20 protein-coding genes are annotated in these 15,469 nt (G+C 52.1%); 19 read left to right on the forward strand and 1 reads right to left on the reverse strand.

Annotation, left to right across the window (positions count from 1 at the left end; translation table 11 throughout):
* Positions 1-26: 26 nt before the first annotated feature.
* Genes NST04_RS15380 through NST04_RS15390 form a run of 3 tightly spaced genes read left to right on the forward strand, consistent with a single transcriptional unit; the run spans position 27 to position 1,854 of the window.
* Complete coding sequence (locus NST04_RS15380) at positions 27-620, forward strand: CPBP family intramembrane glutamic endopeptidase (protein WP_036698166.1); 594 nt, start codon at positions 27-29, stop codon at positions 618-620.
* Positions 617-994, forward strand: coding sequence for a hypothetical protein (locus NST04_RS15385; protein WP_341184948.1), 378 nt, complete (start codon positions 617-619; stop codon positions 992-994). The genes NST04_RS15380 and NST04_RS15385 overlap by 4 nt, the downstream gene beginning before the upstream one ends.
* The gene (locus tag NST04_RS15390; protein WP_341184949.1) at positions 985-1,854 is read left to right on the forward strand and encodes a metallophosphoesterase; all 870 of its coding nucleotides are present in this window, start codon (positions 985-987) and stop codon (positions 1,852-1,854) included. Before NST04_RS15385 ends, NST04_RS15390 begins: the two co-directional genes overlap by 10 nt.
* 164 nt (positions 1,855-2,018) lie before the next feature.
* Here the strand turns inward: NST04_RS15390 and NST04_RS15395 are convergent, their stop codons facing one another.
* Positions 2,019-2,891, reverse strand: coding sequence for a polysaccharide deacetylase family protein (locus tag NST04_RS15395; protein WP_445667921.1), 873 nt, complete (start codon positions 2,889-2,891; stop codon positions 2,019-2,021).
* A gap of 94 nt (positions 2,892-2,985) precedes the next feature.
* On the opposite strand from NST04_RS15395, the gene NST04_RS15400 reads away from it, so the two are divergent.
* The 16 genes from NST04_RS15400 (at position 2,986) to NST04_RS15475 (ending at position 15,417) form a co-directional block, all read left to right on the forward strand.
* Entirely contained in the window at positions 2,986-3,354 is a 369-nt protein-coding gene (locus tag NST04_RS15400; RefSeq protein ID WP_341184951.1) for a hypothetical protein, read from the forward strand.
* Positions 3,355-3,585: 231 nt separating this feature from the next.
* Positions 3,586-4,200 (forward strand): genetic competence negative regulator, encoded by a 615-nt coding sequence (locus tag NST04_RS15405; protein ID WP_036698160.1) that lies wholly within the window; start codon positions 3,586-3,588, stop codon positions 4,198-4,200.
* Positions 4,201-4,276: 76 nt separating this feature from the next.
* Positions 4,277-4,972: a glutamic-type intramembrane protease PrsW gene (prsW, locus tag NST04_RS15410; RefSeq protein WP_340752861.1), complete on the forward strand. Its 696-nt coding sequence runs from the start codon at positions 4,277-4,279 to the stop codon at positions 4,970-4,972.
* A 78-nt stretch (positions 4,973-5,050) separates the two neighbouring features.
* On the forward strand, positions 5,051-5,197 hold the full coding sequence (locus tag NST04_RS15415) for a hypothetical protein (RefSeq protein ID WP_179090427.1): 147 nt from the start codon (positions 5,051-5,053) through the stop codon (positions 5,195-5,197).
* 87 nt (positions 5,198-5,284) lie between these two features.
* Positions 5,285-6,643 (forward strand): germination protein YpeB, encoded by a 1,359-nt coding sequence (gene ypeB / locus NST04_RS15420; RefSeq protein WP_341184952.1) that lies wholly within the window; start codon positions 5,285-5,287, stop codon positions 6,641-6,643.
* 161 nt (positions 6,644-6,804) lie between these two features.
* Positions 6,805-7,458 carry a flagellar brake protein gene (locus tag NST04_RS15425; protein WP_341184953.1) on the forward strand — a complete coding sequence of 218 codons (654 nt, stop codon included), beginning with the start codon at positions 6,805-6,807 and terminating at the stop codon, positions 7,456-7,458.
* Between the two features lie 210 nt (positions 7,459-7,668).
* Positions 7,669-8,379, forward strand: a complete 711-nt coding sequence (cmk, locus tag NST04_RS15430; RefSeq protein ID WP_341184954.1) for a (d)CMP kinase — start codon at positions 7,669-7,671, stop codon at positions 8,377-8,379.
* Complete coding sequence (locus tag NST04_RS15435) at positions 8,376-8,963, forward strand: lysophospholipid acyltransferase family protein (RefSeq protein WP_341184955.1); 588 nt, start codon at positions 8,376-8,378, stop codon at positions 8,961-8,963. Before cmk ends, NST04_RS15435 begins: the two co-directional genes overlap by 4 nt.
* A gap of 175 nt (positions 8,964-9,138) precedes the next feature.
* Entirely contained in the window at positions 9,139-10,467 is a 1,329-nt protein-coding gene (gene rpsA / locus NST04_RS15440; RefSeq protein ID WP_341184956.1) for a 30S ribosomal protein S1, read from the forward strand.
* Positions 10,468-10,607: 140 nt separating this feature from the next.
* Complete coding sequence (der, locus tag NST04_RS15445) at positions 10,608-11,933, forward strand: ribosome biogenesis GTPase Der (RefSeq protein WP_340752867.1); 1,326 nt, start codon at positions 10,608-10,610, stop codon at positions 11,931-11,933.
* 12 nt (positions 11,934-11,945) lie between these two features.
* The gene (plsY, locus tag NST04_RS15450; protein WP_341184957.1) at positions 11,946-12,563 is read left to right on the forward strand and encodes a glycerol-3-phosphate 1-O-acyltransferase PlsY; all 618 of its coding nucleotides are present in this window, start codon (positions 11,946-11,948) and stop codon (positions 12,561-12,563) included.
* The gene (locus tag NST04_RS15455; RefSeq protein WP_341184958.1) at positions 12,556-13,596 is read left to right on the forward strand and encodes an NAD(P)H-dependent glycerol-3-phosphate dehydrogenase; all 1,041 of its coding nucleotides are present in this window, start codon (positions 12,556-12,558) and stop codon (positions 13,594-13,596) included. Before plsY ends, NST04_RS15455 begins: the two co-directional genes overlap by 8 nt.
* A gap of 67 nt (positions 13,597-13,663) precedes the next feature.
* Positions 13,664-13,939 (forward strand): stage VI sporulation protein F, encoded by a 276-nt coding sequence (locus NST04_RS15460; RefSeq protein WP_036698146.1) that lies wholly within the window; start codon positions 13,664-13,666, stop codon positions 13,937-13,939.
* Positions 13,940-14,140: 201 nt separating this feature from the next.
* Positions 14,141-14,320, forward strand: a complete 180-nt coding sequence (locus NST04_RS15465) for a DUF2768 family protein (RefSeq protein WP_036698144.1) — start codon at positions 14,141-14,143, stop codon at positions 14,318-14,320.
* Positions 14,321-14,388: 68 nt separating this feature from the next.
* Positions 14,389-15,021 carry a hypothetical protein gene (locus tag NST04_RS15470; RefSeq protein ID WP_341184959.1) on the forward strand — a complete coding sequence of 211 codons (633 nt, stop codon included), beginning with the start codon at positions 14,389-14,391 and terminating at the stop codon, positions 15,019-15,021.
* 27 nt (positions 15,022-15,048) lie between these two features.
* Positions 15,049-15,417, forward strand: coding sequence for a 2Fe-2S iron-sulfur cluster-binding protein (locus tag NST04_RS15475; protein ID WP_341184960.1), 369 nt, complete (start codon positions 15,049-15,051; stop codon positions 15,415-15,417).
* Positions 15,418-15,469 lie beyond the last annotated feature (52 nt).

Below are 15,469 nucleotides of genomic sequence, written 5' to 3' on the forward strand. Positions count from 1 at the left end.
AACATTTATAGAACAGGCAGGTTATAATGAAAAAATTCAAATTGGGTGACATCAAAATTAAAAAGGCCGATCCACAGCAGTTAACAGACAAGCTGTTACTCATTAATCTGTACATTACTCAGGGCCTTACCTTATTTATCGGTTTGATATGGATATTATTACAGAAAAGAAATCCTATTCACATATTAAATTTTCCGGATAGTGTACATTTCGTGTACTGGGGACTTGGCCTGGCAGTTATTATGCTCGCTGTGGATTTCCTGCTAACCCATATTGTTCCTGAAGACAGCATGGATGACGGGGGAATCAACGAGCTGTTATTCGGCAAACGGCCGCTGTGGCATATTGTGGTCATTTCTGCGGTGGTTGCGGTGTGTGAGGAGCTGCTCTTCCGCGGAGCGATCCAGCATTCCCTTGGGCCGTACTGGACAAGTATACTGTTTGCCGTTATTCATGTCCGTTATCTGCGGCACTGGATTCCAACGGGCTGGGTCTTCCTCAGCAGCTATGGTCTTGGGCTTATTTACATCCATTCGGGCAGTCTGTGGGCACCTATATTGTGCCATTTCCTTATAGATTTGTTCTCCGGTATGGTTATTCGTTACAGGAGGGTATCATGACAGAACAATTAAGCCGGGTAAGGTCCCGCCAGAAACAGCAGAAGAGAGAACAACAGCCTCCGGCCAGAGCAGGCAAGCGTCAGCCGGCTTCCGTGGCAGCAGAAGAGCGTGCGGGAAGTCCGGTACCGGTGGCAGGGACACTGTCCAGAAAGGAACGCTTATCCGGACGCAGGGCCGCCGGAAGGCCGGAGCGTGAGGCGGCACAGCAGGAAGGGGAGCAGACTCCATCACGTGCAGAGAGCTATCCGTCAGAACGAATCCGCTTCAGCAAAATGTTCATCAATTCGCTGATTGTCGTATTTCTGATGCTGCTCGGCTTCCTCCTGTGGTGGGGAATTAACGGGGCACCGGATCTGGATAGCCTATGGAGTTGACTGCGGTGCTCCTGATTCTGCTTGGTGTGTGTCTTGTGGGAGCAGGGGGTATGGGCCTCCTGATGGTTGCTGCTGCCTTCAAGAAACGGTTGAATCATCAGGATATTGTACTGGAACGGCTTCCTGCCGTGTTCGACGGCTACCGGATACTGCTCATTACGGATATTCACCGCCGCCGTCTGCCGGAGGCAATGCTGAGCCCGATGCGGGGGAAGGTGGACGCAGTTTTCTTGGGCGGTGATATGACGGAGAAGGGCGCATCCATAGAACGTCTGCTGGAGAATATGACACTGGCCGCCTCCATTGCGCCTGTGTATGCCGTTCACGGCAATCATGATTACCGGGCGAACATTACACTGGTGGATAACATCATCCGGGGAAGCGGAGCCAGGCTGCTGGTGGATGAGAACTGCGTCATTGAGCGGGACGGTGAGCAGTTTATTCTTACTGGGGTGGACTTCCCGAGGCAAGGCGGCAAAAAGGCCTACGGGCCTCTGCCCGCCGTAGCTGAAGCGGATGCGGATGCCTTCCGGATCATCCTCGTGCATGATCCGCTCTGGCTGTCCCGGCAGCAGGAGGTTCCGGCTGACCTGATTCTGGCCGGGCATACCCATGGAGGCCAGGTTGTGCTGCCCTTGATCGGGCACCGGCATACCGATGAGTTCTACCGCCAGTATAATGCGGGGATGTATGAGATCCCCCGGAGCTATAATACGGCTCTCCCGCCGCTGAAGATGCTGATCAGCCGGGGATTCGGTACCGCGCACCTGCCGCTGCGCTGGCGCAGTCCGGCTGAGATGCATGTGCTGACCCTGCGCTGCGGAGGGCGGCATTCAGGATCTCAGGGAGTAATCAGATAGATACTTAACACAAAAAAAACGGCTGCCCACATTTTGCGGGACAACCGTTTTTTTTGAAATATAAGAATTTATATGTTTCACACGATAACTTATCCTTCTATTTCTTGCTGAAACGGTACCGTCCTTAAAAGGACGGCACCGTTTCCACTTGACGAATTCAGTGCTTAGCGCATCTTCAGCTCAATGCTGCGCGGGTCTACAAAGCTGTAGCCCTTGCCCTCCAGCGTAGTCAACAGAGTGTCAAGCGCCTCTACCGTCCAAGGCAGCTCATGCATTAGGATATTGCTGCCGGAATGGAGCTGACCGGTAACATTGCTGACCAGCTTGCCGGTCTTATCCGCATCCTTGGCTTTCATCTCCCAGTCCAGGGAGCCATTGGACCAGGTCATATAGAGCATGCCGTTTGCAGCAGCGATTTTTTTGCCTACGTCACCTCCGGCACCGTGCGGCGGACGGAAGAAGTGAGGGGTCTCACCGGTAATTTCCTTAACGATCTTCTGAACATCTTCAATCTGCTTCTTCACTTCGGCTTCCGGCTTGTCCTTCAGCACAATGTGATCCCAGCTATGATTGCCGAGTACGCCGCCCCGTTTGTGGATCAGCTCCAGCAGCTCGGGATGCTCCTTCACCCGGTAGCCGTTGACGAAGAAGATCGCCTTGGCCTTGTGTTTGTCCAGCGTATCCATCAGCGGATTGATTAATTCCGCTTCCTTCGGCCCGTCGTCGAAGGTCAGCAGGACTACCTTCTTGTTCGTTGCCGGATCATTCGGGACAATGTCATAATTCTTGTTCATATGATACAGCAGCGGCACCTGCGCATCGCTGGCTGCCGCAGGCGTGGCCTCCGGTGATGCAGTGGCCTCAGGTGCAGCTGAGGCTGTTACCTCAGGTGCAGGAGATGCGGCTGTCTCCGCGGCGGCTGTTGCTGCCGCAGGCTGCGGCGTCTTTTCCGCTGCCTGACTGCCTTTATTTCCGCTGTTGCTGCAAGCTGACAGCAGACAAGCCGCCAGGAGCAGCGTTATTGTTGCTTTACCCACTTTTTTCATCTCGCTTTCTTGTTGTTTGGCTGTATGAGCGGCTACCTTTCCGCGAACACTAAGCATGATTTTACCATACAAGGAGGTTGGAGATATGAATACTTCGTCATTTCTGTGCGGGGTGCTGATTGGTGCAGCCGCCAGTATGATTATGTCCAAAAAACGCAGCGCCATGATGTCTGCCTTACTGCACTCGAATGGTTCTTCCTACAATGCGGGTGACAAGGCGAAGGACAAAATTATGGGGATGGCTATGACCGGCTTCGGCAGCACAGCAGCAGGCAGCAGCCATGAACATTCAGGCTCTCATGCATCCGGCGGCGATCATAAAGAGGACTCCCCGTTAAAGTCCAAAGAATCAAATCTGAACATGCTGAAGGATTTCATCCGCAGCAACCCTGATGTGAAGCATGAAGTCGAGCAGATTCTCAAAGATACTCATACCGCCATACCGGGTTTGTAACCGGATTTAACCGCTGCAGAATCATTTTGGCGATGCCGGCATCGCTAAAGTGATTCTTTTTTAATATGGCTTTACATATAATGGGCAGCAAATTGGGCTGAATCTATATTTATTTACGTGCATTTGTAGCTTCAAAATGATAACATACATATATAGTAACCATTTTTGGCTCATTACTCGGGACTCATCATACATTAATATTAAATGAGCTTGCAAAAGGAGGATCCTGTCATGAGAATAGAGCGATTAAGTCAAGATAAGATACGGATTTTCCTCACTTTTGACGACCTGAGCGAGCGGGGCATCCAGAAGGAAGATATGTGGCAGGAGGTTCCCAAGGTGCACGACCTTTTTACGGAAATGATGGATCAGGCATACAGCGAGCTTGGTTTTGACGCTACGGGTCCGCTTGCCGTGGAAGTGTTCGCATTGCCCGCGCAAGGCATGGTCGTTATTGTGACCCGGGGGAAATATGATCACCATCAGTACGGTGGGGCCGGGGAAGATGAATTGCCTGAAGAGATTTACGAAATGGAAGTTACTCTTGAACAAAGCGACTCCATTGTATATGCGTTCCGCGACTTCGAGGTTCTGGTGGAAGCGGCTCATGTGCTAATCGGCAATATTACTTCTCAAGGACAACTGTATTCTTATAATGATAAATGGTACCTCTACTTCGATCCGAAGGAGTTTGAAGAGGCTGCACTGTCAGGGCTGGTAGGTGTGCTCGCTGAATTCGGAGATTCCTCTCCGGTCACTCAGGCTGTTCTGGCTGAATACGGCAAGACTGTTATGGCGGAGAACGCGATTCAGACGCTGTGCAATCATTTTAAACGCCAGGAATAAGAGAGTATGGTAAGGTACGGTTCCTTCCATAACATCTTCAGCAGGGATTAGGTTTAAGCGCAAGGGAGGCTATTCGGTGCTTTTGTTATCGGTCATTTCGTCAGCAGTTGCACCGGGACTTGCGCTGCTGACTTTTTTCTATCTGAAAGACAAGTATGATCAGGAACCGCTCCATATGGTGCTTAAGGTGTTCCTGCTTGGCCTGTTGATCGTGCTGCCGGTGATGATTATCCAGAGGGGGCTTGTGCTGGGGCTGGGCGGTGGTCCTTATGTGGATTCTTTTCTGATCTCAGCCGGGGTGGAAGAGGCCCTGAAGTGGTTTGTGCTGTACCATATGATTTACAATCATACCGAATTTGACGAGCCCTATGATGGAATACTATATGCCGTAGCGATTTCGCTCGGCTTCGCAACAATAGAGAATGTAATGTATGCGTGGTACAGCAATGCTTCATTCGGCACCATGATTCTAAGGGCGCTGCTTCCAGTCTCCGGACATGCCATGTTTGGCGTGATTATGGGCTACCATATGGGCAGAGCCAAGTTCTCCGGCGGGGTTAAGACCCGGAAGATTCTGCTGATTTCACTGCTCCTGCCCTGGCTGTGGCATGGGATCTATGATTTTCTGATCGCCACGACAGCTAACTACTGGATCTGGTTTATCGTGCCCCTGATGGCGGTTTTATGGTATAGAGGCATGGGGAAGGTAGCGCGGGCCAACAGCCGTTCTCCGTTTCGCTTTTTGAAGCGCGAGGAAGAGGTTAACCTATAATCGAGATGGACACACTTAATCCTACAGGGCAGTTCCTTAAGGCAAGGAATTCCAGAAAGGAGAGAGAGGTGTCTTTTTTTGCGAGTAAAAGTTCGGATTGTCTGCAAGCAGTGCGGTGAAACCTACATATTAAGAGGGAACAAGGAGCAAGGGGTTGTCCAGACCGGCTTCAAGCAATGTCTGTGCAGCTGTGTAAGCGGCTTTGAGATTGAGGAACGGGCCTGAAGACCGGATTCTTGAAATAGTGCATAAGACTTCTCAGTTATTGTCAAACTAACGGCAATAAGCTACTGAAAGGAGCTATGCGGACCTATGTACAAAAGATTAAGTGCCATAATGTTCCCGCTTACCGCACTCTTGCTGCTTGGAGCGCTCGTCTGGGGGTATCAGGAGAATCAGGAGAAGAATTCGATTCTGATCAAGGCGGAGAATCAGTATCAGCGCGCGTTCCATGATCTCTCCTTCCATGTGGAGCGGCTTCATGGTGAGCTGGGCAATACGCTTGCGGTGAATACTACCTCTAACGGAATGCACCGCAAGGGACTGGTCAATGTATGGCGGATCACCAGCGAGGCGCAGAACGAGATTAACCAGCTGCCGCTGACGCTGCTGCCGTTCAGTGAGACAGAGGAGTTTCTCTCCAAAATCGCTAACTTCTCCTACAAGGCTGCGGTGCGTGACTTCACCAAGAAGCCGCTGACTGAGGGGGAGATGGCGAATCTGAAGACGCTCTACCAGAATTCGTCTGAAATCTCCAGGGACCTGCAGAAGGTTCAGGACAAGGTCATCGGCAAAAAGCTGCGCTGGATGGATGTAGAGACTGCACTGGCTACAGAGCAGAAGGCTGAAGACAATACGATTATCGACGGGTTCAAAACCGTGGATAAACGCGTAGCGGCATACCCGGAGCTGGACTACGGCCCTTCAGTTGCAAGCATCTATGATAAGCGGTCGGTGAAAAAGCTGGGCGGCAAGCCGGTTACCGCTGACCAAATCAAGGGCAAGGCGATGAAGTTCGCCGGGCTCGGCGGGAAGGCACAGGTGAAGATTCAGGAGAACGGGAAGGGAACCGAGTGGGCCTCTTATACAGCTACTGTGACTTCCGCAGAGCATAAAGAGCCGGTTTCGATGGACTTCACAGCGGAAGGCGGACTGCTGATCTCTTACAATGACAACCGCGAGGTTGGACCGGCCAAAGTATCCATGAAGCAAGCTGTGGAGAAGGCGGGCAAGTTCCTGGAGAAGAAGGGATATCACGGCATGACCGCAGTCAGTGCGGACCGGTATGACAATCTGGGCAATCTGACCTTCGTCAGCAGCCAGGACGGCGTGCTGATCTATCCTGAGAAAATGACGGTTCGTGTCGGGTTGGATACAGGGGAAGCGGTAGGGTTTCAGGCAAGCGACTATGTGAATGAGCATAAGGAGAAGCGCGTGCTGCCTAAGCCGAAGCTGTCCCTGGCTGAAGCCAGAGCGATGCTTAACCCGGAGTTCAAGGAGCTGTATAACCGGCTGGCCTGGATCGAGAATGAGGATGCGGTGGAGCTGTTGACCTATGAATTTGGCGGCAAAATAAACGGCTCACAGTTCAGAATTTATCTGAATGCCGCTGACGGCAATGAGGAAGCGGTGGAACAGATCCGCACCTCCTCGGGGGCACAGGACAGATAGAGGACGGCTAAGCTCCGCTATACCCGCTATAATACAGAAGACGCATTTCCGGAAACGGAGGGCGTCTTTTTTTTATACCTAATAATAATTCTGACCGGCTATGAAGGGGCGTGCTATAATCGGTTTAGCATTTATTACTAACTCAAGCGGCGGTGACAGGTTTGTATCCCAAAATCAATGAATATCTATTCCTCCAGGTCGCATCCAGTGATGCGGCAGAGTCTGAGATCCAGTACCGGGCAAGGATTGCTGATATGGAGGACGAGAGCATCCTGATAGAAATTCCCATGCAGGAGAGCAACGGCCGGCTTAAAAAGCTGTTCGTCGGTGACGAGCTGTCGGTCTATTTTCTCACAGAGGGCGGCATCAAGAATTACTTCAATACTCATGTGCTCGGATTCAAGGAAGATGTCATCCGGATGGTCCGGCTGCGCAAGCCCGAGGCAGAATCCATCTTCAAAATTCAGCGCCGCAGCTTCTTCCGCGTCAATGCCGAGCTGGAGCTTGCCGTTAAGGATGCTCTGGGCAGCCGGTTTCTGGTGCGCACCGAGGATATCGGCGGCGGCGGAACGTCATTCTTAAGCGATGCCAAGATTACATTAGGGGTGGCAGACAAGCTGTCCTGCTGGCTGCTCGTCTCCTACCGGAACGGAAGCACTGAGCATGTTAATTTCGAAGGTGAGATTGTACGGATCAAACCGCTGGAGACCGGGCGGAATCTGGTCATGGTTAAATTCTCGGCCATTTCCGATACGGAGCGGCAAAAAATTATCCGGTACTGCTTTGAACGCCAATTCGATTTCCGCAACCGCTGATTCCCTGTCAGGAATCTTCAAACGGGCCCTAAATCAGCTTTTTTCTCCCTAAAAAACCTCAATGTCATTTTGCACTGGGGTTCAAACTGTGGTATAATTTTATAAGTCGCAGGCAATGCCTGCTTTTTTCTTGAGAATATCAGCAAGTTCCTAGAGAGATATGTCGATAGGCGTATTTCTGCGGAAGAGTGTTTGAGGAGGAATGCCCCGTTGGACAGGCAGGATACACATACTAACGACCGAATTAACGTCGCCATCGACGGACCTGCCGGGGCAGGCAAGAGCACTGTAGCCCGATTGGTAGCACGGGAGCTGTCTTACATTTATGTGGACACGGGTGCCATGTACCGGGCAATCACCTGGTATATGCTTCGTGAAGGCATAGCTGCAGAGAATCATGAGCTGGTGGACCGGAAGGTCCAGAATATGGCGATTGAGCTTCTGCCGGAGAAAGATGTGCAGAAAGTGCTGATTAATGGGGAAGACATGACCCCGCATATCCGCAGTCTTCAGGTCAGCGGCCAGGTGTCGCAGTATTCGAAGATTGAGGGTGTAAGATCCAGACTCAGTCACTTGCAGCGTCAGATGGCGCTCCGCAAGGGGGTTGTAATGGATGGCCGGGATATCGGTACAACCGTACTGCCGGATGCCGAAGTGAAGATTTTCATGACGGCAAGTGTGGAGGAGCGTGCTCTCCGTCGTTACAAGGAACTGAAGGATACGGAAACAGTGACTCTCCAGCAGCTTGAACATGATATTGCAGCGCGGGACCGGCTTGATGAAGGCCGGGAGATTTCACCGCTGCGCCGTGCCGAGGATGCTATACTTCTCGATACAACGGATATGGATATCCTTCAGGCCGTGGAAGCCATCGTCTCCCACTGCAGAACCTATGTTGACGGGGAGAGAAATCATCTATGATTTATGCAATTTGCGTGGCCTTGCTTCGTATGATTTATGCCATACTGTTCCCGCTTAAGATTGTGGGAAGAGAGAATGTGCCGAAGGAGGGTGGAGTCCTGCTCTGCGCGAACCACATCAGCCTGCTTGATCCCATGACGATCGGCATTAAGCTGAAGCGACAAGTAAGATATATGGCCAAGGCGGAATTATTTAATGTTCCGGTGCTGGGCTGGCTCATTAAGCAATTGGGCGCTTTTCCTGTCAAACGTGGCGGCGTAAGCAAAGAATCCATTAAGACGTCCCTCAATACGCTTCGCAGCGGACATGTGATGGGCATCTTCCCGGAAGGAACGCGGAACTCCGATTCCGGTTCAGCCAAGAAGGGTGCGGCAAGCTTCGCGCTCCGCAGCGGCGCAGCCGTTGTACCGGCAGCTATTATCGGGTCCTACAAGCCGTTCCGCCGGATGACTGTTGTATATGGGGCACCCATTGATCTCAGCGCATTTGAAGGTGCGGGAAGTGATTCTCTGGAAGCTGTAACCGATGTTATTATGGGACGCATCCATGAAATGATCAGTACCGGTAAGCCCAGTTCGCGGTAAGTCCGGGAGCCAAATCTCCTGCTTCCGTGAATAGCTTATAAATTACAGCATAACCGCTATTTTTTGGAACATACTAATCAACAAAGTGAAATGGTTTAACGAAGCAATGATTGTTTTGAACTCTGCTCTACGCGGGTTTAAATAAATGGGGTTTTGAATCGAGGAGGGTAATCACATGTCTGAAGAAATCAAGAATCAAGAAGCTGCGGATAACGTTGAGAATAACGAGACCGTAGAAGGGACAGAAGCTGTAGAATCCGCTGTAACGGAATCTGCAGAAGTTGTTGCCAGCAATGAAGAAGAAGTGACAAGCCAGGAAGGTCTGGAAATCATTTCTCTGAAAAAAGGCGATACCGTGAAAGGAACAATCGTCAAAATCGAAGATAACCAAGCTTATGTAAGCATTGGATATAAATACGACGGCGTTATTCCTATTCGCGAATTGTCTTCCGTTCAGCTGGACAATGCTGCAGCAGCGGTAGAAGTTGGCCAGGAAGTGGAATGCAAGGTTGTCAGCATCAACGACAACAAGGAGAGCCTGGTGCTGTCCAAGCGTGCCATCGACAGCGAGAAATCATGGGAAGATCTGGAGAAGTATTTCGCTTCCCAGGAATCCTTCGAAGTTACTGTAGCTGATGTTGTCAAAGGCGGCCTTGTGGCTGACGTTGGCGCACGCGGCTTCATCCCGGCTTCCATGGTTGAGCGTCACTTCGTTGAAGATTTCAGCGACTACAAGGGCCGCACACTGCGTGTCAAAGTGAAAGAACTTGACCGTGAGAACAGCAAGGTAATTCTCTCCGCCAAAGAAGTTCTGGAGGAAGAATTCGAAGCGAACAAGCAGAAGATTATGGCTGAGCTGTCCGAAGGCCAAATCATCGAAGGTACGGTTCAACGCCTGACTCAATTCGGCGCATTCGTCGATGTTGGCGGCGTAGACGGACTGGTTCACGTATCCGAGATCGCTTGGAACCATGTAGAGAAGCCATCCGATGTAGTATCCGAAGGCGACAAGGTTCGTGTTAAAGTACTTAAGGTTGATCCTGAAAAGGGCAAAATCAGCCTCAGCATCAAAGCAGCTGCTCCGGGTCCTTGGGATTCCGCAGCTGGTCAGATCAACATCGGCGATGTAGTTACAGGCGAAGTTAAACGCCTTGTAAACTTCGGCGCATTCGTTGAATTGCTGCCAGGCGTTGAAGGCCTTGTGCATATCTCCCAGATCTCTCACAAGCACATTGGTACTCCGCACGAAGTGCTCAAGGAAGGACAGGAAGTACAAGTGAAAGTACTTGACTTCAACCCATCCGAGAAGCGCGTCAGCCTGAGCATCAAGGAAACTGAAGAAGCTCCGGCTCCTTCGGCCAGACCAGAACGCAGCAACAGCAGAGACAGAGCGCCTAAAGAAGTGCTGAACAATCCTAACGTATCGCTCAGCAACGAAGGCCTCAGCTTCACACTGGCTGAACGTTTCGGCGACAAGCTGGACAAATTCAAGGGTAACAACTAATCCCTTTGTTATCTCATCATAACGGGTAAAGTAATCGGCGAGCCCTCGATCAGAGGGTTCGCCGATTGTCTTTTCACGGTTAGCCAATTGTAAGGTTTTTTGCTATGATGAGTAACGTAAGGAAGACAGGAGGAATGAATATGGCAAGACCCGTAGTGGCCATTGTCGGCAGGCCTAACGTCGGAAAGTCGACGATCTTTAACCGGCTGATTGGCGATAGACTGGCCATCGTAGAAGATAAACCGGGGATTACACGTGACCGGATATATGGAGTCTCCGACTGGAACGGCAAATCCTTCAGTGTCATTGATACTGGCGGGATTGAGATTGACGGAGAAGACGCTATTCTGAAATCCATCCGCGTTCAGGCGGAGCTGGCGATTGAGGAAGCAGATGTGATCGTCTTCATGTGCGAGGCGAAGAGCGGACTCACGAGTTCGGATGAGGAAGTGGCGCAGATTCTGTTCCGTTCCGGCAAGCCGATCGTTCTGGCTATCAATAAAGTCGATAACATGAAGCGCACCGAAGATATTTATGAATTTTACACCCTTGGAATTGGTGATCCGATCGGCATTTCAGGAAGCCATGGAACCGGCATCGGCGATCTGCTGGATGCGGTTGTCGAACGCCTGCCCGATAAGGTAGATGAGGAATATGATGAAGATGTCATCCGTGTGGCCTTGATCGGACGTCCGAATGTGGGTAAATCTTCACTGGTTAATGCGATTCTGGGTGAAGAACGCGTTATTGTCAGTGATGTTGCAGGGACTACACGCGATGCGATTGATACGCCGTTCGAACGGGATGGCCAGCGTTATGTGCTGATCGATACAGCGGGCATGCGCAAACGCGGCAAGGTCTATGAGAACACGGAGAAATACAGTGTCATGAGAGCGATGAAGGCGATTGAGCGCGCTGATGTTGTACTCGTTGTAATCAACGGTGAAGAAGGCATCATCGACCAGGACAAGCACATTGCCGGGTATGCCCATGATGCAGGTAAGGCTTCCGTCTTTGTCGTTAACAAATGGGATGCCATTGAGAAAGACGACAAGACGATGCAGAATTTCGAACGCACCATCCGCGATCACTTCCTGTTCATGAGCTATGCTCCGGTGGTATTCCTGTCTGCGCTTACCAAACAGCGTCTGCAGAAGCTGCTGCCTGTCGTACAGCATGTGGCCCAACAGCACGCCCTGCGGATTACTACCCATCTGGTGAATGATGTGGTGTCGGATGCCGTGGCGATCAATCCTCCGCCTACGGACAAAGGCCGCCGTCTGCGCATTAACTATGTAACTCAGGTTGCTGTAAAGCCGCCCACCATCGTGGTATTCGTCAATGATCCTTCGCTGATGCACTTCTCCTATGAGCGTTATCTGGAGAACAAGATCCGCGCAGCATTCAATTTCGAGGGTACACCGATCCGCCTCTTTACACGGCGCAAATCCGAGAACGAAGGTTAGGGGAGAAGAGTAGTGGCGTTTGAACTTCTGGTAATCGTTATAAGCTATCTGCTTGGCTCCGTCAGCTTCAGTGTATTGCTCGCCCGGCTGCTTAAGGGCATTGATATCCGCCAATATGGAAGCGGCAATGCGGGAGCGACCAATACGCTGCGTGTGATGGGGAAGGGACCGGCCATACTGGTGCTGTTTCTGGACGTACTGAAGGGAATTGCCGCAGTTTGGCTTGGCACATGGGCCGGCGGATGGGGAAGCTGGGTCGCAGTGGTCTGCGGTCTCGCTGCCATCATCGGACATAACTGGCCGGTCTATTTTCACTTTCGCGGGGGAAAAGGGATTGCAACAACGATTGGCGTGATGGCTACGCTGGTATTCTGGCCTGCCCTGATTGCCGGTGTGATTGCTATTCTCGCTATTGTACTTACACGATACGTCTCACTGGGCTCGCTGATTTTTGTGGCGCTTACACCGGTGTTTCTGCTGTTCACCGAGCATACAACCCCGGAGCTATGGGGAAGTCTGATCATCGTGGTGTTCGCCTTCTGGCGTCACCGCAGCAATATCGTGAAGATCTCGCAGGGCCGTGAGAACAAAATCGGCTCCAAAGCCAAGGAGGGGAATCGCGTTGTCTGATAAAGTAACCGTGCTGGTCGCGGGCAGTTGGGGAACTGCGCTGGCTACTGTGCTGGCGGCTAACCACTCGGAGGTTTATCTGTGGACGCGAAAGCCTGAGCAGGCTGCCGAGATTAATGAGACACATACGAATCATCATTTCCTGCCGGGAATCAAGCTCCCCGGGAATATTATTGCCACCACGGACATGGAGACTGCTGTCTCCGGTTCGAAGGCGGTAGTCATTGTCGCGCCTTCTTCCGGAATGCGTCAGGTGGCGCATAGCCTTAAGCCATTCTGGAAGGAAGACATGCTCTGCATTCACGCCACGAAGGGCTTCGAGACCGAGACCATGAAGCGGATGTCCACAGTGATCTCGGAAGAGCTGGGCTGCGGCGAAGGTGACATTGTTGTGCTCTCCGGGCCGAGCCATGCGGAAGAAGTGGTACGGCTCTGTCCGACTACGGTCGTAGTGGCATCGCCGGATGAGGGCCGTGCCAAGGCGGCACAGGGGCTATTCATTAACAATGACTTCCGTGTGTATACCAACAGGGATCAGCTGGGAGTAGAGCTGGCTGGTGCACTGAAGAATATTATCGCGCTGGGTGCAGGGCTGTCCGACGGGCTGGGCTTCGGGGACAACGCGAAGGCGGCGCTGCTTACCCGCGGCCTGGCCGAGATCTCCCGGGTCGGTGTGGAGATGGGAGCGAATCCCTTAACCTTCTCCGGCCTTGCCGGACTCGGTGACCTGGTCGTAACGGCAACGAGCCAGCACAGCCGGAACTGGCGTGCGGGCTCTATGCTGGGCCAGGGCCAGCCGCTGAATGATGTGCTGGACTCGATGGGGATGGTTGTCGAAGGCATCCGGACGACGGAGGTGGCTTATGCAATCTCGCTGAAGCTGGGCGTACAGATGCCGATTACCGATCAGATTTATCATGTGCTGTTCAAGGGCAGAACACCGCGTAATGCCGTGGAAGCTCTGATGGGCCGTGACCGCAAGACGGAGATGGAGGCTATTTCCCAGGAGACCTGGGAGCAGTGGCATTCCTGATCACGTTCACCTTTTGCCTGAATATCTCATATGTTGTTAATGGGGATTGACGGAGGAGGGATGAACAGTGAGCAGAGATTTTTCCAAGGATGCTTTGAACGCCATCAACAAGAAGACGGGCAAAAACATTTCGGAAGGTGCCATCAAAAAGCTGGCCGGTACGGTTAAGCCGGGCACCACACAGAATGAAGCCCAGCTCCGCCAGTTAATTAAACAGGTATCCGCTATGGCTAAAGTGCCGGTCAGCGAGGCTACCGTACAGGAGATCGTCAATGCTGTTAAAAAAGGCGGCGCCGGTTCCGGTACGATGGAGTCTTTAATGAAAATGATGCTGAAAAAATAGCATATCCGTGAAGTAAGGCCATTCCTGCCGGGATGGCTCTTTTTCAGATTGGGCATAACTCCGGAAGGTAAGCTGATTCCGTGGTTGATGCTCTTTTTTTCCATCGGCAGGGGCTGATCTGTAAATTAATACTTAAAAAATGACCGATTTCACGCTATAATAGTCGCAATCCGGGAAAAGTGAAATGGAGGCGCATGACCTATGGACCCGATGACAAAAATGTGGCTGTCTCTGATTGCGGTACTGATTATGGGCTTATCCGTTTTTTTGATTACTTTTGCACGCAGCAAGACGAAGGGACTGCTTAGAGCTGTTTTATCGGTCATTGCTTTTGTCATCCTGCTGATCGGAGTTTTGGGCGGGGCCGCTTCAATTATGTAAGCATTTACATTATAATCAGGCAGACGTATTTCTGACAGAATCGTTAGTTGATTTTACAGGAATGGGGCGTGTGTAGATTGATGGCCGGTTCAGGAGTTCCCTATGCGCTGGAGACGGCACTGGGCAGTATTGCGGAGGAGTTGGATTGTATCGGGCCGGGTAAGCCGCCGGTGTGGTTGCTGGGGGGAAGCTGTGGTCTGCTGCTGCACGGGGTTCAGCTGAGTGCTGCACCGCGCGATATTGACCTCTATTGTGATCTGGAGGATGCCGCACAGCTTCATCAGGCACTGCTGAGATACACGGTCTGTGCGCCGGAAGAGGATTATAGCGGAGGCTGTTACTCTCTGCGCGGACTCTACTTCATCGGGGAGGTGAAGGTTGAGCTGGTGGGGGGATTCAGGATCGGCGGCGGCTCCGGGCAATATTCAGTGGATATCAGCAAGCTGCAGCCCTATGCTCCGATATATGCGCTCGAAGGGAGCGGACAGCTGGCCCTGATGCCGCTTGTCCACGAGCTGATCTTCAATCTGCTGCGCGGCAGGGAAGAACGCTGCCGGGCTATTGCTGAGCTGGTTAAGCGGGATATAACCGGTCATCTGCCGCTATTGGAGCAGCTCTTTGAGGAGAATCATCTGGAAGCCGCCGGCCTCCAGCCTAGGCTGGACGAGCTGCTGGGGATCACTGAATCTATGCGTATATAACCTGAATGCAGGGAAGGAGGCTGTAAGATGAATGCGAAATCACAAATAACGGTCACTTTCCTTCCGGAACAACGCACAGCTTCTGTCAAGCATGGTACATCGCTGCTGGAGGCTGTGCGCAAAGCCGGAATTGTCCTGCCTACCCGCTGCGGGGGGAAGGCGGGGTGCATGATGTGCAAAGTGTCTGTGGAGCGTGCGGAGGCCGGGGCACTCAGACCTCCTGCGGAGGCGGAGAAGCGCAAGCTTGGCAGCCTGCTCGATGAAGGCGTCCGTCTGGCCTGTCAGGCCGCCGTATGGGGCGATGTCAGGGTGTATATTCCCGAGGACCCGCTGAAGGCGGCTGTACGCCGCAGGCTGGAAGCGGCGCGCCGTGGCGAAACGGAGGATTTATGGTGAAGGCTACTCCCGGCACATTTGCAACCGTAAGCGAACAGAGAGGAGACCTGCA

Source organism: Paenibacillus sp. FSL H7-0756, from assembly GCF_038006765.1.
Taxonomy (GTDB): domain Bacteria; phylum Bacillota; class Bacilli; order Paenibacillales; family Paenibacillaceae; genus Paenibacillus_AQ.

Excerpts from the sequence above, each read along its gene's own strand:
- NST04_RS15380 (WP_036698166.1), top strand. The coding sequence starts at position 27 with ATGAAAAAATTCAAATTGGGTGACATCAAAATTAAAAAGGCCGATCCA.
- NST04_RS15385 (WP_341184948.1), top strand. The coding sequence starts at position 617 with ATGACAGAACAATTAAGCCGGGTAAGGTCCCGCCAGAAACAGCAGAAG.
- NST04_RS15390 (WP_341184949.1), top strand. The coding sequence starts at position 985 with ATGGAGTTGACTGCGGTGCTCCTGATTCTGCTTGGTGTGTGTCTTGTG.
- NST04_RS15400 (WP_341184951.1), top strand. The coding sequence starts at position 2,986 with ATGAATACTTCGTCATTTCTGTGCGGGGTGCTGATTGGTGCAGCCGCC.
- NST04_RS15405 (WP_036698160.1), top strand. The coding sequence starts at position 3,586 with ATGAGAATAGAGCGATTAAGTCAAGATAAGATACGGATTTTCCTCACT.
- ypeB (WP_341184952.1), top strand. The coding sequence starts at position 5,285 with ATGTACAAAAGATTAAGTGCCATAATGTTCCCGCTTACCGCACTCTTG.
- NST04_RS15435 (WP_341184955.1), top strand. The coding sequence starts at position 8,376 with ATGATTTATGCAATTTGCGTGGCCTTGCTTCGTATGATTTATGCCATA.
- rpsA (WP_341184956.1), top strand. The coding sequence starts at position 9,139 with ATGTCTGAAGAAATCAAGAATCAAGAAGCTGCGGATAACGTTGAGAAT.
- der (WP_340752867.1), top strand. The coding sequence starts at position 10,608 with ATGGCAAGACCCGTAGTGGCCATTGTCGGCAGGCCTAACGTCGGAAAG.
- NST04_RS15465 (WP_036698144.1), top strand. The coding sequence starts at position 14,141 with ATGGACCCGATGACAAAAATGTGGCTGTCTCTGATTGCGGTACTGATT.
- NST04_RS15475 (WP_341184960.1), top strand. The coding sequence starts at position 15,049 with ATGAATGCGAAATCACAAATAACGGTCACTTTCCTTCCGGAACAACGC.